A 22,366-nucleotide genomic window follows, 5' to 3' on the forward strand; every position below is an offset into this window, starting at 1 on the left:
ATCCACCAGCGGGGGAGCAGCTGGCACTCATCCGCGAATCCGTGCGCAAGGCGAAGGAGCCGAAGGCCAAGCGCGGCACCTGGCGCGGCACCGAGCTCGCCGAGCCCACGCTGCGGCCGGTGCAGGCGCTGGTGCGATGGGATCCCGCCGGGCACGCCGCCCGCGAGCTGGCCGAGCGGGCCGAACTGGGCTTCCCGCCGGTCTCGCGGATGGCCTCGGTGACCGGCGGCGCGGCGGCCGTCGCCGGTCTGCTCCAGCTGGCCCGACTGCCCGAGGGAGCCGCCGTACTGGGGCCCGTACCGGTGTCCGCCGACCGGCCGGGCGGACCGCGCGGGGCGGGGGACGCTCCGGCGGGGGTGAGCTGGGAGCGGATGCTGATCAGGGTCCCGCCGGGCGGCGGGGCGGCGCTGGCCGCCGCCCTCAAGGCCGCCCAGGTGGCCCGTACGGCCCTCAAACAGACGGACCAGGTTCAGGTGCGCATCGACCCGCTGGACATCGGCTGACCGCTCCAGGGCGCCTTGCGTCTCAGGACATCGCCTTCCGGAGCCTGACGTTCCCGGACCTGACGTTTCCGGACCCCGCGTCCAGGACATGCCGCCGCCCCGGCGTCCGACCTGTCGGCGTGGCGGGCGGCGGGGCGGCTGGTACCGATTGCGGGTGGTGCGGGGCCTCAGCCGCTGCGCGGACCGGGCAGCGCGCCGGGGAAGGCGTCCTCCCTGGCGCTCATCGGCACATGCCCAGGCACATGCCCAGGCACATGCGGCGGCACATGCGGCGGCAGGTGCGCGGGCAGCTGCCCCGGCACCTGCCCGGACACCTGTGCGGGCAAGTGCCCGGACAGCGGTCCGGACATGTGGTCCGGCATCGAGCGTGCCGCGGGCACACCCGGCATCTGGGGACCGGAGGCCGCAGCGTGTACTCCGGTGGTGTCCGGCAGCCCGGCCTCGTCCTCCGCACCGTGGGAGACATGGCGGCGCGCCCCGTACCGGCGGTGCACCGCCTGTTTCGTCACGCCGAGTGCGGAGCCCACCGCGTCCCAGGAGAATCCCAGCGAGCGGTCGAACTCCACCGCCGCTGTGACCAGGGTCTCCACGCTGTCGCGCAGCTCCTGGGCGAGCCGCACGGTGGGTGCGGGGGCGCGGCCGTAAACGACGAATCCGGCGGCGGGGCCGCTGCGCCGCGGTCGGTATACATTGCCCAGCTGGGCAGTCAGGGTCCGTAGGGCATCCACCTGTCGGCGGACCCTTTCGATGTCCCGCACCAGTAGGTGCAGGCTTGCCCGGGCCTGGGCGTCATGGGTTGCGTGGTCGGGCATCAACAAGCCTCTCCAACCGGCGTTGATAAGGATCGGGCCGTATCCGTTATGTGTGATGGCCCTTTTTCGGTCAATCTCTCTTGACCAACGCTCCAGCGGGCCATCGAGTCACGCATCCGGGGCGTGCCCATGCGCCCGGGGGGCGCGTATTACCGCGTGCACCCCCCCGCACGGGCCGGCCCCTAGAATTGGAGGCCGTCCCCGATCCGTCCGACCACGGGAGCCCGCCAGCCGTGTCCGTCACGCCCATCCGCCTCTTCGGCGACCCGGTGCTGCGCATGACGGCGCAGCCCGTCACCACCTTCGACAAGGAACTCCGCACCCTTGTCCAGGATCTGACCGAGACCATGCAGGCGGCGCCGGGTGCCGGGCTGGCGGCCCCGCAACTGGGCGTCTCCCTGCGGGTCTTCACCTACTTCGTGGACGGCGAGCTCGGGCATCTGGTCAACCCCGACCTCACGCTGAGCGAGGAGGTGCAGGACGGACCCGAGGGCTGTCTCTCGCTGCCCGGCCTGACCTACAACTGCGTCCGCGCCCACGGCGTCGTCGCCAAGGGCTTCACCATGTACGGCGACCCGGTCACCATCGAGGGCAGCCGGCTGCTGGCCCGCTGCATCCAGCACGAGACCGACCACCTCGACGGCATCATCTTCATCGACCGGCTCGACGCCGAGCAGCGCAAGGCCGCGATGAAGGCGATCCGGGAGGCCGACTGGGCGGGGGCGGGCGCGCCGCAGGTGCGGATCTCCCCGCACAGTACGTTCGGCAACGCGCTGTGAGCCCCGACGCCGGATCCGCCGTCCACGGCCGTCCCCCCTGCCAACGAGAGGCACAGAACCCACGATGAGGCTCGTCTTCGCAGGCACCCCCGAGGTCGCCGTCCCCGCCCTGGAGGCGCTGCTGGCGTCCGACCTGCACGAGGTCGTCGCCGTCGTCACCCGGCCCGACGCGACCGCCGGGCGCGGCCGCAAGCTGCTGTCCAGCCCGGTCGCCCAGCGTGCCGAAGAGGCCGGTATCGAGGTGCTCAAGCCCGCGCGGCCGCGCGAGGAGGACTTCCTCGCCCGGCTCCGGGAGATCGCCCCGGACTGCTGCCCGGTCGTCGCGTACGGCGCGCTGTTGCCCAAGGCCGCGCTCGACATCCCCGTCCACGGCTGGGTGAACCTGCACTTCTCGCTCCTTCCCGCCTGGCGCGGCGCGGCTCCCGTGCAGCACTCGGTGATGGCCGGTGACGAGGTCACCGGCGCCTCGACCTTCCTCATCGAGCAGGGCCTGGACTCCGGCCCGGTCTACGGCGTCGTCACCGAGGACGTACGGCCCACCGACACCAGCGGCGACCTGCTCGCCCGGCTCGCGCAGAGCGGCGCGGGACTGCTGACCGCGACCATGGACGGCATCCAGGACGGCCGGCTCGTCGCCCGCCCGCAGCCCGCCGAGGGCATCACGACCGCCCCCAAGATCACCGTTGAGGACGCGGCCGTGGACTGGAACGCGCCCGCGCTGCGGATCGACCGCCTGGTACGCGGCTGCACCCCGGCGCCCGGCGCCTGGACCCTGCTCGACGGCGAGCGGCTCAAGATCGGCCCGGTGACTCCGCTGCCCGGCCGCGAGGACCTCGCGGGGCTGGTTCCCGGCGAGCTGTCCGTCGCCAAGAACGCGGTGTACGCGGGCACCGGCAGCCACGCCGTCGAGCTCGGCGAGGTGCAGCCGCAGGGCAAGAAGCGGATGCGAGCCGCCGACTGGGCCCGCGGCGTCCGCCTCGCCTCCGGCACCCGCCTGGGCGGCTAGTGGCTGTCGGCCGGGGGTGAGGAACGATCCCCTTGCCGTCGGGCACGGGCGACACCTCTTGGCCGGAGGCCGCGGGAAACCTCGCGACGGGTCCCCGCCCACCAGCCGGGAGCCCCGCGCGTCGGGTGCCCGCCCCGGGGACGGGGTGTGGACGGCGGGGGCCGGAGGGGCGGCTTCCGGCGGGGGCGGTCACGGGCCCCGTGACCGGAGCCGCGACCCCGGCCGGCGCTGTGCGGCCCGGTCGTCGTCCTGATCGCCCAGGCGGGCGGGCGGGCGGTCGTGCGGCGGCCGCCCGTGATCACTTCCCTCGCGGCATGCCCCGCCGCGAGCGGTCACGGCCCGTGAACGGGGTCGCGGCCCCCCGTCCTGATCGCCCGGGTGGGCGGTCGTGCGGGTTGCGGCCGTAGGCTTTGTTCACGCCTCGTGTGCGGGAGGGGGCATCCCGCACCCGCGAGCGCAGCAGTTTTTCCCCACCCGAGTCCGGAGCACATTGATCGTGAACGACCAGCCGCGCAGCCGACCGCAGGGCACCTCGCAGGGCAAGTCCCCGGGCAAGCCTAAGGGCAAGCCCTACCGCAGGCCCCAGCGGGACCCGGTCCGCATCCTCGCCTTCGAGGCGCTGCGGGCGGTCGACGAGCGCGACGCGTACGCCAACCTCGTACTGCCCTCGCTGCTGCGCAACGCCGAGGCGGAAGCCGTCAAGAAGGGCGGCGAGTTCGACCGGCGGGACGCCGCGCTCGCCACCGAGCTGGTCTACGGCACGCTGCGCCGCCAGGGCACCTACGACGCCGTGATCGCCGCCTGCGTGGACCGGCCGCTGCGTGAGGTCGACCCGCCGGTGCTCGATGTGCTCGCGCTCGGCGCGCACCAGCTGCTCGGCACCCGTATTCCGCCGCATGCCGCGGTCTCGGCCACCGTCGAGCTGGCCCGGTGCGTGCTCGGTGACGGCCGGGCGCGGTTCGTCAACGCGGTGCTGCGCAAGATCGCCGCGCAGGACCTCGACGCCTGGGTCGCGCAGGTCGCCCCGCCGTACGACGACGACCCCGAGGCGCACCTCGCGGTGGTCCACTCGCATCCGCGCTGGATCGTGTCCGCGCTGTGGGACGCGCTCGGCGGCGGCCGGGCCGGTATCGAGGACCTGCTGGAGGCCGACAACGAGCGGCCCGAGGTGACCCTCGTCGCCCGCCCCGGCCGCTCCACCGCCGAGGAGGTGGCCGCCTCGCTCCCGCCGGAGGCGACGGAGCCCGGCCGCTGGTCGCGCTACGCCGTACGGCTCGCCGAGGGCGGCGACCCCGGCGCCGTCGACGCCGTCGGCGAGGGCCGGGCAGGGGTGCAGGACGAGGGCAGCCAGCTGGTCGCCGCGGCGCTTGCGGCCGCTCCGCTGGACGGCCGGGACGCGCTCTGGCTGGACGGCTGCGCCGGCCCCGGCGGCAAAGCGGCCCTGCTGGCCGCGCTCGCCGCACAGCGCGGCGCCGTGCTCGTGGCGTCGGAGAAGCAGCCGCACCGCGCCCGGCTGGTCGCCCGCACGCTGGCCGGCAACCCGGGTCCGTACCAGGTGATCGTCGCCGACGGCACCCGTCCCGCCTGGGCCGCGGGCTCCTTCGACCGGGTGCTCGTCGATGTGCCGTGCACCGGTCTTGGCGCGCTGCGCCGCCGCCCCGAGGCGCGCTGGCGCCGCAAGGCCGAGGACGTCGCGGGCTTCGCGTCACTCCAGCGCGGTCTGCTCACCGAGGCGCTGCGCGCCGTGCGCGTCGGCGGTGTCGTCGGCTACGCCACCTGCTCGCCGCACCCCGCGGAGACCCGCGCCGTCGTCGAGGACGTACTGCGCGGCCGCGGAACGGACGAGCCGCTGACCGCCGAATGGATCGACGCCCGACCGCTGATGGCCGAGGTCCCCGCCCTGGGCGACGGCCCCGACGTACAGCTGTGGCCCCATCTGCACGGCACCGACGCCATGTACCTGGCCCTGCTGCGCCGCACCTCCTGAGCCGGACCGGGTCAGTACTCGAACCGACCGACCGCGAGTCGCGGCCGATCGGTTCGAGGCGGGCCCAGGTACGTGTCCGAGGCGGGGCTACGTGTGGGGTCGGTGGCCCCGTTCCTGCTTCGGGAACGTCTGGTCGGCGCCTGGGAGCTTCGGCTTGGGAAGCGTGCCCACCTCCTGCTTGGCCTTCTTCAGCTGCTCCGCCGTGTCGTTCGGCAGGCGCGGCGGGCGCGGTTTGGCGTGGGAGAAGCGGAATGCCGAGGTCAGATCGCCGAAGGTGCGGCGCCGCCACTGGGTGAGGTTGGGTGCCTCGACGCCCGTGAACCGCTCCAGGAACTGCAGCGCCGAGGTGTGGTCGAATGCCTCGCTCGCCACCCAGCCGCCCACGGTCCAGGGCGAGATGATGATGGCGGGGACCCGGAACCCGCCACCGATGGGCAGCCCCTGAACGAATTCGTCGGCCGTGCCCGCCTTCGGGGTGGGCGGGGGCACATGGTCGAACAGGCCGTCGTTCTCGTCGTAGTTGAGGATGAACGCGGTCTTGGCCCACACCTTCGGGTTGGACGCGATGGCCTCGATCTTCTGCGCCACGAAGTCCGCGCCGGCCGCCGGGAGGTAGTCCGGGTGCTCGGACTGGAAGCTCGTCGGCATGATCCAGGAGACCGCCGGCAGCCGGTCGTGTCGGGCGTCGTCCTCGAAGGTGCCCTCGGGCTGCGGGCGTACGCCGCGCTCGTAGAGCTCGTCGCCCGGCTTGGCGTTCTTGAACGTCTGGAACTGCTCCAGCATGTTGCAGTCGTAGTCGTCGTCCTGCTGGTACACCTTCCAGCTGACGCCCGCGGCCTGCAGCCGCTCCGCGTAGGTCGGCCACCGGTACGGCTTGGGCGCGGTGTTGTTGAGGACCGGCCCGCCCTGCGTGCCGCCGGGGTCGATGGTGCCGGTCATCCAGTACAGGCGGTTCGGCCAGGTCGGGCCGAGGACGGAGCAGAAGTAGTTGTCACATACCGTGAAGGTCTCCGCGAGGGCGAACTGGAACGGAATGTCCTGGCGGGTGTAATAGCCCATCACGTAGGGGCCGTTGACGCCGTCGGCCTTGCGGTGCGCGGGCAGCCACCGGTCCATCCTGCCGCCGTTCCATGCCGCGTGCTGCACGGCCCAGGCGTGGCTGGTGGACGGGATGGCCTGGGCGCCGGAGGTGTGGGTGTCCAGATGGAACGGCAGCAGATAACCGTCGGGGTTCACCGCGTCGGGCTGGTAGAAGACCGAACGCCCGTTGTCCAGCGTCAGCGCGTGGGGATCATGGAAGCCGCGTACGCCGGAGAGCGTACCGAAGTAGTGGTCGAAGGACCGGTTCTCCTGCATCAGCATGACGACGTGCTCGATGTCCTGCAGCGAGCCGTGCCGCGGTGGTCCGGCCGCGACGGCTCTCTGCACGCTGGGCGGCAGCAGGGAGAGCGCCGCCGCGCCACCCATCGCTCCCACTGCCGATCCGAGGAGTCTGCGTCGCGTCAACCCGGCCATGAACATCCCTTCTCGACCTGTCGGTGCGAGCCCTTGTCGTGGACCCGTCGGCACCCTTCCGGGTTCCGGGCGCAGGGCGAAGGGGGGAGTCAGTGAACAAGTGCCCGACGAGCAGCGAGCGATTGGTCAAGACATGACCAGTTCTGTGGAGGTTACCGAGCCCGCTGGGAGGCGCGAGGATGGCACGCCGAGAAGACGGGAAGAGCCGAGAAGACGGGAAGAGAGACGCGCCGTCTGAAACGGCGCGTCTCTCCCGGTTCCAACTGCGGCGCTGGGACCGCTCTGCCAAGAGGACCGCTGGGCCAATAGGACTGCTTGCCCGTCAGGACCGCCGTGCCAGGTCGTCGTCCGGCCGGCGTGCGGCAGCCGGCGGGGTGGTGCCCGGGGCGTCCAGACGGCTGGGCCACCAGACGCGGTGGTCCAGGTCGAGGGTGATCGCGGAGACGAGAATCGACCGCACGATGAACGTGTCGAGGAGTACGCCGAAGGCGACCGCGAAACCCATCTCGGCGAAGCCGACGAGCGGGAGGGTGGCAAGGGTGGCGAAGGTGCCGGCCAGGACCAGGCCCGCCGAGGTGATGACGCCGCCGGTCGCCGCCAGTCCGGTGAGCGTGCCCTCGCGGGTGCCGGAGTGGGTCGTCTCCTCGCGGATCCGGGTCATCAGGAAGATGTTGTAGTCGATGCCGAGCGCGACGAGGAACACGAAAACGAACAGCGGGAAGGACGTGTCCTCGCCCTCGAATCCGAAGATATGGCGGAAGGCGAGGGTGCTCACGCCGAGCGCCGCCCCGAAGGACAGCACGACGGTCGCGATCAGCACCAGCGGGGCGACCAGCGCGCGCAGCAGCAGGCTGAGGATCAGCAGCACGACCGCGAGGATCATCGGGATGAGGAGCTTGTTGTCGCGCGAGGTCGCTCGGTTGGCGTCGAGCATGACCGCCGTGCCGCCACCGACCTTCGCGTCGGCGCCGGGTACCGCGTGCACCGCTACCCTGGCCCGGTCGACGGTCTCCCTCGCCGCCTGGCTGTCGCCCGCCGCCGTGGCCGTGGCCTCCAGATAGACGCGGCCGTTCTTCACGGCGGTCGCACCCGGCGGGCTGGTGACGGAGCCCGGTGCGACGCCCTGGACTGTCCCGAGGGCCGCACGCACCTGGTCCGCAGCTCCGGCGTTGGCGATGACGACGAGCGGCTGACCGGATCCGGCGGGGAAGTAGCGGGCCTCGACCTGCTGGCCCACCACCGAGTCGGGCTTGCCGGTGAAGCTCTGGGCGGTGGTCAGCCCCTTCGCGTTCAGGCCCAGCAGACCCAGCGAGAGCGCCGCGAGGACCACCGCCGTGGTCACCCACACGGTGCGCGGGCGCCGGGCGATCCGCCGGCCCACCCGGGCCCACAGCCCGTTGCGCGTCGGCTCCTCGGACCCCGTGTGCGGCACGGCGGGCCAGAAGACCCAGCGGCCGACGATGACGAGCAGCGCGGGGAACAGCGTGAGCATCGCGAGCAGGGCGATGACGATGCCGATGGCCGCGACCGGCCCGAGGCCCGAGGTCGAGTTCATGTCGGCGGCCATCAGGCACAGCATGCTCACCGCGACCGTGGACGCGCTGGCGAGAACCGCGGGGCCCGCGCGGTGCAGGGCGAGTTGCATCGCCTCGTGCCGGTCCTCGTGCCGGCGCAGCTCCTCGCGGTAGCGCGCGACGAGCAGCAGCGCGTAGTCGGTGCCGGCGCCGAAGACCAGCACGGTGAGGATGCCCGCGCTCTGCGCGTTGACCACCAGACCGGCGTGCCGGGCGAGCAGATAGATGACGGCCTGGGCGGTGAAGAGCGCGCCCACGACGGAGATGATCGGCAGGAAGAGCAGGGACACGCTGCGGTAGGTGAGCAGCAGGATCACGATGACCACGGAGAGCGCGGCGAACAGCAGGGTGCCGTCCAGGCCCTTGAACGCCTCCGAGGAGTCGGAGGCGACGCCGCCAGGACCGGTGATGTGCACCTCGAGCCCGCCGGTGTTGGTGTCGGCGGTGGCGCGGAGGTCCTTCACCGCGTCGGCGATGCCGTTCCAGCCGCCGCTCGCGTCCACGCTGATCGGGACGATGAGCTGGGCGGCGCGCGGGGCTGCCGCCTTCTCCAGCACCGGTCCCTGGGCGCGGGTGCCGACGATGCCGTGCCGGGTCATGGCACGGATGTCCGCCGCATCCTTGCTGATCTTGGAGCGGTCCGCGTCCGTGAGCCCGCCGGCTCGCGCGTACAGCACCACGGCGGGAGCGGAGTCGGGCAGGAAGCCCTTCTGCAGGTTGATGACTTGGGTGGATTCCGCAGTACTCGGAAGCCAGGTCGAGGAGTCGTTCTTCTGCTCGCTCGTCAGCTTCTGCGCCAGCGGGGAGACCACCACCAGCAGTACCAGCCACAGGGCCAGGACGATCCATTTACTGCGCCGGCCGCACACCAAGTGCGCCCACCGTCCGGTTCCGCTCACGACGATTCTCCCCGTTTGCCTACGGTGCCGCCTGCTCCCCGCGTCCCCCGTGGAGCGCGGTTCGCGGCCAGCATGGCACCCGCGTTCGAGATCGTTCTGCCATTTTACGGATCGGAGCCGTTCACTGCATGTGCGGTCTCCGGGCTCCGGGCATGTGCGGTCTCCGGGCTCCCGCGGGCATCTGGTTTGCTGGGGGTATGAGCGTGCAGATCAACCCGAGTATTCTTTCCGCCGATTTCGCCCGGCTCGCCGACGAGGCGAAGGCCGTCAAGGGCGCCGACTGGCTCCATGTCGACGTCATGGACAACCACTTCGTGCCCAACCTCACGCTCGGTGTGCCGGTCGTGGAGTCGTTGAGCAGGGCGTCCGACATCCCGCTCGACTGCCATCTGATGATCGAGGACCCGGACCGCTGGGCTCCGGCGTATGTGGAGGCGGGCGCGGGTTCCGTCACCTTCCACGTCGAGGCCGCGGCCGCTCCGGTGCGGCTGGCGCGCGAGATCCGGGCGAAGGGCGCGCGGGCGTCCATGGCGCTCAAGCCCGCCACCCCGATCGAGCCCTACGAGGATCTGCTGCCCGAACTCGACATGCTGCTGATCATGACGGTCGAGCCCGGCTTCGGCGGCCAGGCGTTCCTCGACATCATGCTGCCCAAGATCCGCCGCACCCGTCAGCTCATCGACAAGCACGGGCTGGAGCTGTGGCTGCAGATCGACGGCGGGGTGTCGGCGGAGACCATCGAGCGGTGTGCCGAGGCGGGCGCGGATGTCTTCGTCGCGGGCTCGGCGGTCTATGGCGCGCAGGATCCGGCGGCGGCGGTTCGCGGGCTCCGTGAGCTGGCCTCGGCGGCCTGCTCCCATTGACGGTCGGGCTACGCGTCCGTAACACCGCGCCATCTGCGAGGATGAGCGCGGAGCCGATCAGATGGGCAACTGGGGAGAGCAACGTGACCACAGGCCGCACACAGGTGCGCATGGGCCCCGGCGAGATGGTCCAGGCCGCAGCGATGGCGCGCCGTTTCTACCTCGAGGGGAAGTCCAAGATCCAGATCGCCGAGGAGTTCGGCGTGAGCCGCTTCAAGGTGGCGCGGGTACTGGAGACCGCCCTCGAACGTGACCTGGTGCGGATCGAGATCCGGGTGCCCGCCGAGCTGGACGCCGAGCGCTCGGACGCGCTGCGCGCCCGCTACGGCCTGCGGCACGCGGTGGTCGTCGAGACCCCGCCCGAGCAGTCCGACGCACCCGACCCGGAGAACCTGGGCGCGGTCGCCGCCGACCTGCTCGGCGAACTGGTCACCGAGGGCGATGTGCTCGGCCTGGCCTGGGGCCGCTCCATCATCACCATGGCCAACGCCCTGGACCGGCTGCCGCCGTGCACCGTCGTCCAGCTCACCGGCGTATACGACGTGGGCACCGCCGAGCGCGGCTCCGTGGAGGCGGTGCGGACCGCCGCCGCGGTGTCCGGCGGTGAGGCCCATCCCCTGTACGCGCCCATGGTGCTGCCGGACCCGGCCACGGCCGCCACGCTGCGCGCGCAGAGCGGGATCGCCGCCGCCATGGGCTACTTCGACAAGGTCACCGTCGCGGTCGTCTCGATCGGCTCCTGGGCGGCCGGCATCTCCACCGTGCATGACGCGCTGACCGTCGCCGAGCGCGAGCACTACGCGGGGCTCGGCGTGGCCGCGGAGATGTCCTCGCACCTCTTCGACGCGCAGGGGCGGCGGGTCGGCCGGGACCTCGGCGAGCGCTGCATCACCATCGAGGCGGACCGGCTCCGCCGGATCCCCGAGGTGCTGGCCATCGCCGGCGGTATGCGCAAGGCCGCAGCGATCGACGCCGTACTGCGCTCCGGGCTCGTCACCAGCCTGGTGACGGACACCGCCGCCGCCGACCATCTGCTGTACTCGACCGGCGCCGCGCCGCGTCCCGCCCTGGACCGCGCGGACCCCGACGGACCGTAGGGCCCGCCGGGGCTGCTGAGGCCGCCGGGGCCGCGCCGCGGGAGCGGAGGCTCAGCGGGTGAACCAGGGGTTCCCGCCGAGGGACCACACCGAGACCTTGGTGACGCCGAGGCCGGTGAGGACCTTCAGCTTGCGGTCCATGGCGGTCCGGTCGACGTAGTCGTACAGCCTTCCGCCCGAGGTCCAGCGGATCTCGCCGGATCCGCTGTCACGGCGCCGCTCGATGGTGGCGGCGTTGCCCGACCAGCCGGGGTTGCCGCGCATCACGCTGAACGGGATGTTGCCGGTGATGGCCGAGGTGTCGCACGCGGCGGGCGCGCTGTAGCCGTACGAAGGAAGCCCGATGACCAGCCGGTCGTGGTCCGGCACCTTGCTCTGGGCGTACTGGACGACCTGCTTCAGCCAGGCGTAGGGAGTGATCGCCTTGCACTTCCCGCCCGGGTCCGAGGCGTACTCGTCGTCATAGGCCATGATCGCGATCTCGTCGACGCCCGTCGCGGCCACCGCCGCGTAGTCGTACCAGGAGGCGTCCTCGGTCATCGCCGGGGCGTCGACCTGCAGGCGCTTGCCCGCGGAGTGCAGCGATGTGGCGAGCTCGGTGAGGAAGGTGCGGTAGCCGGTGAAGTCGGCGGGGGCCCAGGACCAGTAGTCCTCCATGTCGACATCGATACCGGTCAGGCCCGCGTTGACCGTCATCGCCGTGAGCTGCTGGACGGCCTGGCCGCGTCTGACCGAGCTGCCCACCAGGGCGCGGACGGTGGCGGTGTCCATGGCCGACACGGTCGGGTACTGAGCGGCCGAATGCGCCTTGAGATCGGCGACGTTGGCGGCGCTGTACGCGTTGCACAGGCCCTGGGCGGTGGTCTCCAGCAGCAGGGTGCCGTTGGGCTGGACCGCCCAGTACTCGGGCGAGAGGGCTCCGGTCTTCAGCCGGTCGTCGGCGTACTCGGCCTGGCCCGCGCACTGCGGTTCACCGGCGGAGCCCGGGTAGAGCCAGCCCTGCAGCTGAACGCCCGCCGGAGTGCCGGACTTTCCGGCCGCGGGGTGGGCGGCGGAGACTTCGGTCGCGGAACGGGCCGGGGCGGGCGGGTGGCCCGCGGGGGTGCCCAGGGCCGAGCCCGCGGCGAGGGCCGCGACCGTACAGGCGGCCGCTGCGGCGGTGATGAGTCGGCGATTTCGCATGGTGCTGGCCTCCGGGGCCCAGAATCTTGACCAGTGGACGGAGCCTGGACTGGCGGCGGGCCGGGAATCTTCCGTTTTGCCCTGCTGAACCACTGCTCCGGCGTCGCTTGACGCTGCGATGATGGTGGCCCAGGATGGGCTCACTGGTCAATAAGTGGTCAGTATTTGTTGCACGGGCTCCGGCGAGATAGGGAGGCGGCGACGGCGATGACGTACGCTCGACGCCACATGATTGACCACTTTCTGTCCACTGCGCGGAGCCGGCGACCCGTCGCGGAGCAGGGTGCCCGGTGACCGCGGGGCTGCGGAAGCGCGACCGGATCCGTGAGCACCTGATCTCGCTCATCGAGGCTCGCGCCGTCGGACAGGCCATTCCCGCCGAGCGGCGGCTCTGCGTCGAGCTGGAGACGTCGCGGCCCACGCTGCGCGCGGTCGTCGACGAGCTGGTGAAGGACGGCTGGCTGGTCCGCGAACACGGGCGCGGGGTGTTCGTCGGCTCGCCGAAGATCTCCCAGCGGATCGTGACCGCCCCGGCCGCCGGCCAGTCCGGCTATCCGGCGGCTCCGGGCACCTGGACCAGCCGCGTGCTGGGCCACTCGGTGATCCCGGCCGGAATGAGCATCGGCAGCAGGCTGCGCGTCGAGGCCGCCACCCCCGTCCTGCGGGTGGCCCGCCAGCGCCGGGTCGACGGCGAGCCGATGGCGCTGGAGACGATCCATGTGCTCAGCGAGCTCGTGCCCGGCGCCAGCGCGGACGATGTGGAGAGCGGGTCGTTCTACGCCCTGCTCCGCGACCGGTACGGCATCGAGCCGACGGCGGCCGAGCAGGTCCATGAGGCAGTCGCCGCCGACACCGTCCAGGCCTCACTGCTCGGGATCAGCGCGGGAGCGCCGGTGCTGTCGTCGGAGCGCGTCACCCGCGACCAGCACGGCCGGCTCTTCGAGTACACCCACGCCATCTACCGCGGCGACCGCTACCGGCTGGTCTCCCAGCTGGCCCTCAGCGGACCCGCGGACGCCGAGGGGCCCCAGGTCACCCCCACCGTCTGACGCGCGCCACCACGCTCCGGCCGGGGCCGTGTGGCAGCATCGGCCGGATGCTGCTGCGGTCCGCCACGCGCGCGGCCGCCGCCGCGCTCCTGCTGTGCGTCGTCACGTCCCTCGCCGCGCTCCTCACCGGCTGTTCCGCGGACACCGGGACGAAGGCCGCGACCGGGAGCCCGACGCGCACCCCGGCGTCCACCGGCACCGCCTACGGCCCGTCCGCCACCCTCCCCGCCTGGGCCGCCGGCCGGGAGACGGCCCCGGCCGGCCGGCTGCCCGCCGAGGCGCGGACCACCCTGGCGCTGATCGACGGGGGCGGCCCGTTCCCGTACGCGAAGGACGGCGCCGTCTTCGGCAACCTCGAGCAGGAACTGCCCCGCGAGAAGCGCGGTTACTACCACGAGTACACCGTCACGACCCCGGGCTCGCGGGACCGCGGGGCCCGCCGGATCATCACCGGCGACGGCGGGGAGTTCTACTACACCGACGACCACTACAAGACCTTCAAGGCAGTGCTGCGATGACGCCCACCGTGCTCGATCTCTCCGGTGTCGCCACCCGGCGCGCATTCATGGACCGCTGCGTCCTGTCGTTGCACCTGCCCGACTACTTCGGCCGCAACTGGGACGCGCTGGCGGACTGCCTCACCGACCTGTCCTGGTGCCCGGCCGAGTCCGGCCGCCGGCTGCGGGTCAGGGGCTGGCAGGAGTACGCCGCCGCCGCGCCCCGCGAATGGCGCATCGTGACGCAGATCCTCCGGGACGCCGCCGACTTCTGGCAGGACACCGACACACCGCTCAGCGTGGTCATGGAGGAAGCCACGAAAGGAGCGTGAGTTCCCTGGTGGAAGGCACACAACAGGTGCCGCCGGTTCGCCAGAACTTGGTGGCATCGGCGATGATGGCGTAGGAGCCGCAGCCTGGACGGCGCTGGTTCGGTGCTGACTCCCCACCCGCCCCAGACGTAAAACCGCAGGTGAGAGAGCCAGTATGAAATTTCTTAATGACGTAAAGCCCCCGTACGACCTGACCTACGACGATGTCTTCATGGTGCCCAGCCGCTCCGCGGTCGGATCCCGGCAGGCGGTGGACCTCGCGTCCCCCGACGGCACCGGCACCACCATCCCGCTGGTGGTCGCGAACATGACCGCCATCGCGGGCCGCCGGATGGCCGAGACGGTCGCGCGCCGCGGCGGCCTCGTCGTCATCCCCCAGGACATCCCGATCGACGTGGTCGCCGACGTGGTCGCGTACGTCAAGAGCTGCCACCTGGTGCTGGACACGCCGATCACGCTGGCCCCCTCCCAGACCGTCGCCGACGCCCTGTCGCTGCTGCCCAAGCGGGCGCACGGCGCGGGCGTGGTGGTCGAGGACGGCCGCCCGGTCGGCGTCGTCACCGACCACGACCTCACCGGCGTGGACCGCTTCACCCAGCTGTCCGAGGTGATGACGCGCGACCTGCTGCTGGTGGACGCGGACATCGACCCGCGCGAGGCCTTCAACCGCCTCGACCACGCCAACCGCAAGCTGGCCCCCGCCGTGGACGCGGACGGCAGGCTGGTCGGCATCCTGACCCGCAAGGCCGCGCTGCGCGCCACGCTGTACGCCCCGGCCGTCGACGCCAACGGGAAGCTGCGCATCGCCGCCGCCGTGGGCATCAACGGCGATGTGGCCGGCAAGGCCAAGCAGCTGCTCGACGCGGGCGTGGACACGCTCGTCGTCGACACCGCGCACGGTCACCAGGAGTCGATGCTCGCCGCGGTGAGGGCCGTACGCGCCCTCGACCCGCAGGTGCCGATCGTGGCGGGCAACATCGTCGCCGCCGAGGGCGTGCGCGACCTCATCGAGGCCGGCGCGGACATCATCAAGGTCGGTGTGGGCCCCGGCGCCATGTGCACCACCCGCATGATGACCGGCGTGGGCCGCCCGCAGTTCTCCGCCGTCCTTGAGTGTGCCGCCGAGGCGAAGAAATACGGCAAGCACGTCTGGGCCGACGGCGGCGTCCGGCACCCGCGCGATGTCGCGATGGCGCTGGCCGCGGGTGCGTCGAACGTGATGGTCGGCTCCTGGTTCGCGGGTACCTACGAGTCCCCCGGCGACCTCCAGCAGACCGCCGACGGGCGCCTGTACAAGGAGAGCTTCGGCATGGCCTCGGCCCGCGCGGTGCGCAACCGCACGAGCGAGGAGTCCGCGTACGACCGGGCCCGCAAGGCGCTGTTCGAGGAGGGCATCTCCACTTCTCGGATGTTCCTCGACCCGACCCGACCCGGCGTCGAGGACCTGATCGACTCGATCATCGCGGGGGTGCGCAGCTCGTGCACGTACGCGGGCGCCGGCTCGCTCGCCGAGTTCGAGGAGAAGGCCATCGTCGGCATCCAGAGCGCCGCCGGCTACGCCGAGGGCCAGGCCCTCCACGCCAGCTGGAGCTGACCGCTGCCGTCCTGAGGTACTCCTTCCGTTCCTGAGGTACTCGGGCGCCGGACGGGCGGGGTTGTTCCCAGCCCGTCCGGCGCTTTCGCGTTCGCGGTCCCGACACAGTTCGCGGCCCCGCCTAGTCGCGGCTCCCACGCAGTTCGCGCCACCCCCACAAAGCGGACAACGCAACGACCTGTGGGACCGGGGGCAATGATTCGGCGTCCTCGGCGTTTTCGCGCAACGATCATCCGGGGATGCGCAATAGACCCGCATTACCGCCACTCGTCATACCTCGTAGGGTCATGCCCTGTACGTGGAGCGGTGGCGACCCCAAGCTCGGCGGTTCCCACCGGTAGTGCGCCGGGACGCGCACTCCCGTACGGTGCCGCCGCGACTCGCCGCCGCCGTCCGAGCCGGCACGACCGAGGAGCCCCGCAGTGGCACGAACTGGCGCAGCGCCGTCCATCTCCGACCGGGAGCAGACGGGACCCGCCCCGGGCGCCCCGGGGTCCCCGAGGCCCGGCGGCCTCGGCGGAAGGCTGATGCGGCGCAAGCCCGTCGACCGGCTCGTCGCCGAGGGCGGGCACGGCGACGGCGGCGAGCTGAAGCGCTCGCTGGGCATGTGGCAGCTGACGATGATCAGCATCGGGGCGACCCTCGGCACCGGCATCTTCGTGGTGCTGGGCGAAGCCGTCCCCAAGGCCGGGCCCGCGGTCGTCATATCCTTCGTCATCGCCGGGTTCACCGCGCTCTTCTCGGCGCTCTCCTACGCCGAGCTGGCGGGCTCCATCCCGGTCTCCGGGTCCTCGTACTCGTACACCTACGCGACGATGGGCGAGTTCATCGCCTGGCTCTGCGGCTGGTGCCTGATCCTGGAGTACGGGGTGTCGGTCGCCGCCGTCGCGGTCGGCTGGGGCCAGTACCTCAATGAACTGCTGGACGGCACGATCGGCGTCACCATCCCCGACGCCTTCGCCAACCCGCCGGGCGAGGGCGGGGGCGTCGTGAACTTCCCCGCGCTGCTCGTCGTGCTCCTCGCCATGGCGTTCCTGCTGCGCGGCGCCAGGGAGAGCGCCCGCGTCAACACCGTGATGGTCGTCGTGAAGATCGCCTCGCTGGTGCTGTTCTGCGCGGTCGCCTTCACCGGCATCCGGGCCGGCAACTTCCGCCCGCTGATGCCGCTGGGCATGGCGGGCGTCAGCGCCGCAGGTGCCACGCTGTTCTTCTCGTACATTGGCTTCGACGCCGCCTCCACCGCCGGCGAGGAGGCGAAGAACCCCAAGCGCGACATGCCGCGCGCGATCATCCTGTCGCTGGGCATCGTCACGGTGCTGTACTGCCTGGTGGCGCTGGTCGCCGTCGGCGCCATGCCCTGGCAGCAGTTCAACAATGCCGACGCCGCCCTCGCGCAGATCCTCCGGCAGGTCACCGGCCAGAGCTTCTGGGCCGTCCTGCTCGCCGCGGGCGCCGTCATCGCGATCGCCAGCGTCGTGCTGACCGTGCTGTACGGACAGACCCGCATTCTGTTCTCGATGTCCCGCGACGGCCTGGTGCCCAAGATCTTCTCGAAGGTCGATCCGAAGACCGGCACCCCGCGCGCCAACACCGTGATCGTCTCGCTCTTCTGCGGCGTGCTGGCCGCCCTGGTCCCGCTCGGTGAGCTGGCCAACGCCACCAGCATCGGCACCCTCTTCGCCTTCGCCCTGGTCAATGTCGCGGTGATCATCCTGCGCCGCACCCGGCCGGACCTCCCGCGCACCTTCCGCGTCGCGTTCTCGCCGGTCACCCCCGCCATCGGGTTCCTGCTCTGCGGATGGATGATGACCAGCCTCGGCGCCGAGACCTGGAAGTGGTTCGGAATCTGGATGGCCGGCGGACTCGTGCTGTACTTCACCTACGGCATGCGCCGGTCCCAGCTCGCCCGAGAAGAAGTGTGAACCACCCGCTGTGCGCCTGAATGATCTCGACGAACGCATCGTCCATGCCCTCGCGGAGGACGCCCGGCGCTCCTACGCCGACATCGGCACCCAGGTCGGGCTCTCCGCCCCCGCGGTCAAACGCCGGGTGGACCGGCTGCTGGCCTCCGGCGCCATCACCGGCTTCACCGTCCGGGTGGACCCGGCGGCGCTGGGCTGGGAGACCGAGGCGTTCGTCGAGATCTACTGCCGCCGCAACACCGGGCCCGGCGACATCCTGCGCGGGCTCTCCCGCTACTCCGAGGTGGCGACCGTCTCGACCGTCACCGGCGAGGCGGACGCCCTCGTCCAAGTCTTCGCCTCCGATGTCCGCCATTTCGAGCGGGTCCTGGAGCGGATCGCGGGGGAGCCGTTCGTCGAGCGGACCAAGTCCGTCCTGGTGCTGTCGCCGCTGCTGCGGCGGTACACCTCGGGCTCCCCGACGTAACGGGCTCCCCGACCTGGCGGGCAGGTCGACCGCAGGGGAGTGCGCAACGAATCGCCGTGCGGTCCGTTCGAGACGCAACGGATCGCTGGTCGGTGCGCAAGATTCAGATCTTGTCGCGCGGGTGGCCGAAAACGTACCGTCTAAGAGACCCCCCGAACAGATCACCGAGCGACGAAGAGGACCCATGCCGCCGCTGCGCATCGCGCTGTACCAAGGCCCCGGCGGCGTCCCGGAATCCACCGGCGCGAGCCTGGCCGCGCTGGACGCGGCCGCCCGGCGCGCCGCGGCGGCCGGGGCCCGGCTGCTCGCCACCTCCGAGATGTACCTGACCGGGTATGCGCTCGGCGACCGGATCGCGGAGCTGGCCGAGGCCGCCGACGGACCGGGCGCGCTGCGCGTCGCGGAGATCGCCGCCGAGCACGGCGTCGCGATCGTGTACGGCTATCCCGAGCGCGAAGGCGCCGCGGTCCACAACTCCGCACAGCTCATCGGCCCGGACGGCACCCGTCTGGCGAACTACCGCAAGACCCATCTGTTCGGCGGCTTCGAGCGCGAGCACTTCACCCCCGGTGACACCGCCGTGGTCCAGGCGGACCTGGACGGGACCCGGATCGGGCTGCTGATCTGCTACGACGTCGAATTCCCGGAGAACGTCCGGGCCCATGCCCTCGCGGGCACCGATCTGCTCGTCGTCCCCACGGCGCTGATGCGCCCGTACGAGTTCATCGCCCAGACCCTCGTCCCGGCCCGCGCGTACGAGAGCCAGCTGCATCTGGCCTACGTCAACCGCTGCGGCGCCGAGGGCGAGTTCCACTTCTCCGGGCTCAGCTGCCTGGCGGGGCCCGACGGCGCGGTACGCGCCCGCGCGGGCGTCGCGGAGGAGCTGGTGATCGCCGACGCCGACCCGGCGCTGCTGCGGTCCGTACGGGACGAGGTCCCGTATCTCGCCGACCGCCGGCCCGAGTTGTACAGCACGCTCGTCTGAGCCATTTCCCGAGGAGACACCCCCGATGACGTCCGTGCCCACCGCGGTCCATGACGAGCAGCATGTCCAGGCGCAGGCCACCCCGCCGATCACGATGTTCGGACCGGACTTCCCGTACGCCTACGACGACTTCCTGGCGCACCCGGCCGGTCTCGGCTCCATACCGGCGACCGCGCACGGCACCGAGGTCGCGGTCATCGGCGGCGGTCTGTCCGGCATCATCGCGGCGTACGAGCTGATGAAGATGGGCCTCAAGCCCGTCGTCTACGAGGCGGACCAGATCGGCGGCCGGCTGCGCACGGTGGGCTTCGAGGGCTGTGACCCGGGCCTGACCGCGGAGATGGGCGCGATGCGCTTCCCGCCGTCCTCCACCGCCTTCCAGTACTACGTGGACCTGGTGGGTCTGGAGACCCGGCCGTTCCCCAACCCGCTGGCGCCGGGCACCCCGTCCACCGTCGTCGACCTCAAGGGCGAGTCGCACTACGCCACGTCCGTCGACGACCTTCCCGAGGTCTACCACCAGGTGATGCACGCCTGGAACGCGTGCCTGGAGGACGGCGCGGACTTCTCCGCGATGCAGCGCGCCCTGCGTGAGCGCGACATCCCCGTGATCCGCGAGATCTGGTCCGCGCTCGTCGAGAAGCTCGACAACCAGACCTTCTACGGGTTCCTCTGCGACTCCCCGGCCTTCAAGTCCTTCCGGCACCGCGAGATCTTCGGCCAGGTCGGCTTCGGCACCGGCGGCTGGGACACCGACTTCCCCAACTCCATCCTGGAGATCCTGCGGGTCGTCTACACCGGCGCCGACGACGACCACCACGGCATCGTCGGCGGCAGCCAGCAGCTGCCGCTGCGGATGTGGGAGCGCGAGCCGGACAAGCTCGTGCACTGGGAGCGGGGCACCTCGCTGTCATCGCTGCACGGCGGCGCGCCGCGGCCGGCCGTCACCCGGCTGCACCGTACGGCGGGCAACCGGATCACGGTCACCGACGCGGCGGGCGACATCCGCACCTATCCGGCGGCGGTCTTCACCGCGCAGTCCTGGATGCTGCTGTCCAAGATCGCCTGTGACGACTCGCTCTTCCCGATCGACCACTGGACGGCGATCGAGCGCACCCACTACATGGAGTCGTCGAAGCTGTTCGTGCCCGTCGACCGGCCGTTCTGGCTCGACCAGGCCGTCGACGACATGGGCGAGCCGACCGGCCGGGACGTGATGAGCATGACGCTCACCGACCGGATGACCCGCGGTACCTATCTGCTGGACGACGGCCCGGACAAGCCGGCCACCATCTGCCTCTCGTACACCTGGTGCGACGACAGCCTCAAGTGGCTTCCGCTGAGCGCCAACGAGCGCATGGAGGTCATGCTCACCTCCCTCGGCGAGATCTACCCCAAGGTGGACATCCGCTCGCACATCATCGGCAACCCGGTGACCGTGTCGTGGGAGAACGAGCCGTACTTCATGGGCGCCTTCAAGGCGAACCTGCCGGGCCACTACCGCTACCAGCGCCGCCTGTTCACCCACTTCATGCAGGACGAGCTGCCGCAGGACAAGCGCGGCATCTTCCTCGCGGGCGACGACATCTCCTGGACGGCCGGCTGGGCCGAGGGCGCGGTCCAGACGGCGCTCAACGCGGTGTGGGGCGTCATGCACCACCTCGGCGGCGGGACCGACGCCACCAACCCCGGTCCCGGTGACGTGTACGAGGAGATCGCTCCGGTCCTGCTCGACGAGGACTGAGCGACGCCGGTGTCCGGGTGTCGCCGTGAGGCGGCCCGGGCTTAAGGAGACGTATAGCGGGACGCCAGTCGCACGCGGTGCAATCCTCCGGACAGCGGCCCGCCCCCTCGCGGGCCGCCGGACCCCGGAGGTAGCGCATGAGACGTCGCCTGCCCTTAGTCCTGGCCGTTCCGGCCGCCGCCCTGATCGCCGTAGCCGGTGCCGCCGCACCGGCTTCTGCGGCTCCCGCCGACAAACCCCAGGTGCTGTCCAGCTGGACCCAGACCAGCGCCGCCAGTTACAACTCCTTCATTTCGGCGCGCAACAACCAGGGCGCCTGGGCGGCCTACGGCTTCGACTGGTCCACGGACTACTGCTCCTCGTCCCCCGACAACCCGCTGGGCTTCCCGTTCAGCCTGTCCTGTGCCCACCACGACTTCGGCTACCGCAACTACAAGGCCGCGGGCCAGTTCAGCGCCAACAAGCCGCGCCTGGACAGCATGCTGTACGAGGACCTCAAGCGGGTGTGCGGTTCGCACGGGTACAACGTCGTGACGAAGGCGGCCTGCAACGGCCTCGCCTGGACGTACTACCAGGCGGTCAAGCAGTTCGGCTGACCCGCCGGGTCAGCGGAGTGAGCAGGAAGCGGCCGACGAGCCCCACGCCCGCGTCGAGCCGGTCCGCGCACTCCTCGTACACCTCACCGGTGTGCCGCAGGGACCAGAGCAGGCGGGACGCGGCCCAGGCCGCGTCCCGCGCCCGTTCCAGGCTCCAGGAGCCGACCAGATGGGTCAGCGGGTCGGCGATGTCCAGCAGGTCGGGTCCCGGCATGAGGTCCTCGCGGACCCGTTCCTCGAGGGACACCAGCACATCTCCGATCCGCTCGAAGTCCCGTTCCATCGCGATGGGTTCGCGGTCCAGCGCGCGGCAGGTGTCGACCAGGGCCAGCGCCAGGTCGTAGCCGATGTGCGCGTTGATCCCGGCGAGCGCGAACTACAGCGGACGTACCCCGCGGTGCCCGCGCAGCTGCAGCAGCGGCCGCCAGCAGGCGGGGGCCCGGCGCCCGCCGCTTCCGGCGCCGACCGCCGCCAGATAGCGGCCGGCGAAGCGCACGTCCAACGCGGCGGCCGCGTCCGGATCGTCGAAGAGTCCGGCGGCGATCAGCCGCCGCAGCTCCTCGGTGACCGAAAGATAGACCCGGTTGAACACCGCGACACCGTCGTGCGGCGGGAGCGACGCGTCCAACGCGCGCATCCACGCCACCACTTCGTCCACGTCACCGGGGACCGTCCGCTGTGCCGTCGTCATGTGCCAAGCGTCCCAGCCGGCGGGCGCGCGGCGCGGCCGCGCGCCGGTGGGTCCCTGAAACGGGTGAGTCAGAGCGCGCCCGCGTCGCGTGCGGTCCACACCGAGGGGTGGAGCGGGCGGAAGCCCAGCTCGTCGCGGATGCGGGCGGTCGACACCACGCCCTCCCACGGGTCGGCCAGCGGCCGGTCCGCCATGCCGGCGGGCGGTTCCGCCCCGTTGAGCTGATGCAGTTCGACCGCGCTCACCGGGGCGTCGTCAGCGATGTTGTAGACC

The 22,366-nt window shown here is 71.6% G+C and carries 18 protein-coding genes and 3 pseudogenes; 15 read left to right on the top strand and 6 right to left on the bottom strand.

Annotated features, from left to right (window positions below; translation table 11 throughout):
* Positions 1-503 (top strand): annotated as a pseudogene (locus QMK24_RS36875) (hypothetical protein); the annotation flags it as partial.
* A gap of 167 nt (positions 504-670) precedes the next feature.
* Here the strand turns inward: QMK24_RS36875 and QMK24_RS36880 are convergent.
* The gene (locus tag QMK24_RS36880) at positions 671-1,315 is read right to left on the bottom strand and encodes a hypothetical protein (RefSeq protein WP_283471247.1); all 645 of its coding nucleotides are present in this window, start codon (positions 1,313-1,315) and stop codon (positions 671-673) included.
* 233 nt (positions 1,316-1,548) lie between these two features.
* Between QMK24_RS36880 and def the strand changes: the two genes are divergently transcribed.
* The 3 genes from def (at position 1,549) to QMK24_RS36895 (ending at position 5,087) form a co-directional block, all read left to right on the top strand.
* Positions 1,549-2,094 carry a peptide deformylase gene (gene def, locus QMK24_RS36885; RefSeq protein ID WP_283471248.1) on the top strand — a complete coding sequence of 182 codons (546 nt, stop codon included), beginning with the start codon at positions 1,549-1,551 and terminating at the stop codon, positions 2,092-2,094.
* Positions 2,095-2,158: 64 nt separating this feature from the next.
* Entirely contained in the window at positions 2,159-3,100 is a 942-nt protein-coding gene (fmt, locus tag QMK24_RS36890; RefSeq protein WP_283471249.1) for a methionyl-tRNA formyltransferase, read from the top strand.
* Between the two features lie 496 nt (positions 3,101-3,596).
* A complete protein-coding gene (locus QMK24_RS36895) occupies positions 3,597-5,087 on the top strand; it encodes an RsmB/NOP family class I SAM-dependent RNA methyltransferase (protein ID WP_502962516.1) in 1,491 nt (496 codons plus the stop codon).
* An 87-nt stretch (positions 5,088-5,174) separates the two neighbouring features.
* Here QMK24_RS36895 and QMK24_RS36900 read toward each other — a convergent pair whose 3' ends face one another.
* Positions 5,175-6,602: an alkaline phosphatase family protein gene (locus QMK24_RS36900; protein WP_283471250.1), complete on the bottom strand. Its 1,428-nt coding sequence runs from the start codon at positions 6,600-6,602 to the stop codon at positions 5,175-5,177.
* A gap of 322 nt (positions 6,603-6,924) precedes the next feature.
* On the bottom strand, positions 6,925-9,075 hold the full coding sequence (locus QMK24_RS36905; RefSeq protein ID WP_283471251.1) for an MMPL family transporter: 2,151 nt from the start codon (positions 9,073-9,075) through the stop codon (positions 6,925-6,927).
* A 197-nt stretch (positions 9,076-9,272) separates the two neighbouring features.
* Here QMK24_RS36905 and rpe point away from each other — a divergent pair, with 197 nt between their 5' ends.
* Positions 9,273-9,938 carry a ribulose-phosphate 3-epimerase gene (gene rpe / locus QMK24_RS36910; protein WP_283471252.1) on the top strand — a complete coding sequence of 222 codons (666 nt, stop codon included), beginning with the start codon at positions 9,273-9,275 and terminating at the stop codon, positions 9,936-9,938.
* Positions 9,939-10,048: 110 nt separating this feature from the next.
* Entirely contained in the window at positions 10,049-11,035 is a 987-nt protein-coding gene (locus QMK24_RS36915; protein ID WP_283471263.1) for a sugar-binding transcriptional regulator, read from the top strand.
* 51 nt (positions 11,036-11,086) lie between these two features.
* Here QMK24_RS36915 and QMK24_RS36920 read toward each other — a convergent pair whose 3' ends face one another.
* Positions 11,087-12,217, bottom strand: coding sequence for a glycosyl hydrolase family 18 protein (locus tag QMK24_RS36920; protein ID WP_283471253.1), 1,131 nt, complete (start codon positions 12,215-12,217; stop codon positions 11,087-11,089).
* Positions 12,218-12,507: 290 nt separating this feature from the next.
* On the opposite strand from QMK24_RS36920, the gene QMK24_RS36925 reads away from it, so the two are divergent.
* From QMK24_RS36925 to QMK24_RS36965, 9 genes are all read left to right on the top strand, one after another.
* Positions 12,508-13,266 carry a GntR family transcriptional regulator gene (locus QMK24_RS36925; protein WP_283471254.1) on the top strand — a complete coding sequence of 253 codons (759 nt, stop codon included), beginning with the start codon at positions 12,508-12,510 and terminating at the stop codon, positions 13,264-13,266.
* Positions 13,267-13,313: 47 nt separating this feature from the next.
* Positions 13,314-13,784: a guanyl-specific ribonuclease gene (locus tag QMK24_RS36930; protein WP_283471255.1), complete on the top strand. Its 471-nt coding sequence runs from the start codon at positions 13,314-13,316 to the stop codon at positions 13,782-13,784.
* Positions 13,781-14,095 (top strand): barstar family protein, encoded by a 315-nt coding sequence (locus QMK24_RS36935; protein WP_283471256.1) that lies wholly within the window; start codon positions 13,781-13,783, stop codon positions 14,093-14,095. The genes QMK24_RS36930 and QMK24_RS36935 overlap by 4 nt, the downstream gene beginning before the upstream one ends.
* A gap of 154 nt (positions 14,096-14,249) precedes the next feature.
* Positions 14,250-15,689, top strand: coding sequence for a GuaB1 family IMP dehydrogenase-related protein (locus QMK24_RS36940; RefSeq protein WP_283471257.1), 1,440 nt, complete (start codon positions 14,250-14,252; stop codon positions 15,687-15,689).
* Positions 15,690-16,138: 449 nt separating this feature from the next.
* Positions 16,139-17,611 (top strand): amino acid permease, encoded by a 1,473-nt coding sequence (locus tag QMK24_RS36945; protein WP_283471264.1) that lies wholly within the window; start codon positions 16,139-16,141, stop codon positions 17,609-17,611.
* 10 nt (positions 17,612-17,621) lie between these two features.
* On the top strand, positions 17,622-18,077 hold the full coding sequence (locus QMK24_RS36950; protein ID WP_283471258.1) for an Lrp/AsnC family transcriptional regulator: 456 nt from the start codon (positions 17,622-17,624) through the stop codon (positions 18,075-18,077).
* Between the two features lie 184 nt (positions 18,078-18,261).
* Positions 18,262-19,062 carry a carbon-nitrogen hydrolase family protein gene (locus QMK24_RS36955; protein WP_283471259.1) on the top strand — a complete coding sequence of 267 codons (801 nt, stop codon included), beginning with the start codon at positions 18,262-18,264 and terminating at the stop codon, positions 19,060-19,062.
* A 25-nt stretch (positions 19,063-19,087) separates the two neighbouring features.
* The gene (locus QMK24_RS36960; RefSeq protein WP_283471260.1) at positions 19,088-20,806 is read left to right on the top strand and encodes a flavin monoamine oxidase family protein; all 1,719 of its coding nucleotides are present in this window, start codon (positions 19,088-19,090) and stop codon (positions 20,804-20,806) included.
* 137 nt (positions 20,807-20,943) lie between these two features.
* The gene (locus QMK24_RS36965) at positions 20,944-21,402 is read left to right on the top strand and encodes a phospholipase (protein ID WP_283471261.1); all 459 of its coding nucleotides are present in this window, start codon (positions 20,944-20,946) and stop codon (positions 21,400-21,402) included.
* On the opposite strand, the pseudogene QMK24_RS36970 reads toward QMK24_RS36965, so the two are convergent.
* Positions 21,386-22,093: pseudogene (locus QMK24_RS36970) on the bottom strand (DUF5995 family protein). The gene QMK24_RS36965 and the pseudogene QMK24_RS36970 overlap by 17 nt on opposite strands.
* Before the next feature lie 68 nt (positions 22,094-22,161).
* Positions 22,162-22,366 (bottom strand): annotated as a pseudogene (locus tag QMK24_RS36975) (NAD-dependent epimerase/dehydratase family protein); the annotation flags it as partial.

Origin of the sequence: Streptomyces sp. PH10-H1 (assembly GCF_030063355.1) — a bacterium.
Lineage (GTDB): Bacteria > Actinomycetota > Actinomycetes > Streptomycetales > Streptomycetaceae > Actinacidiphila.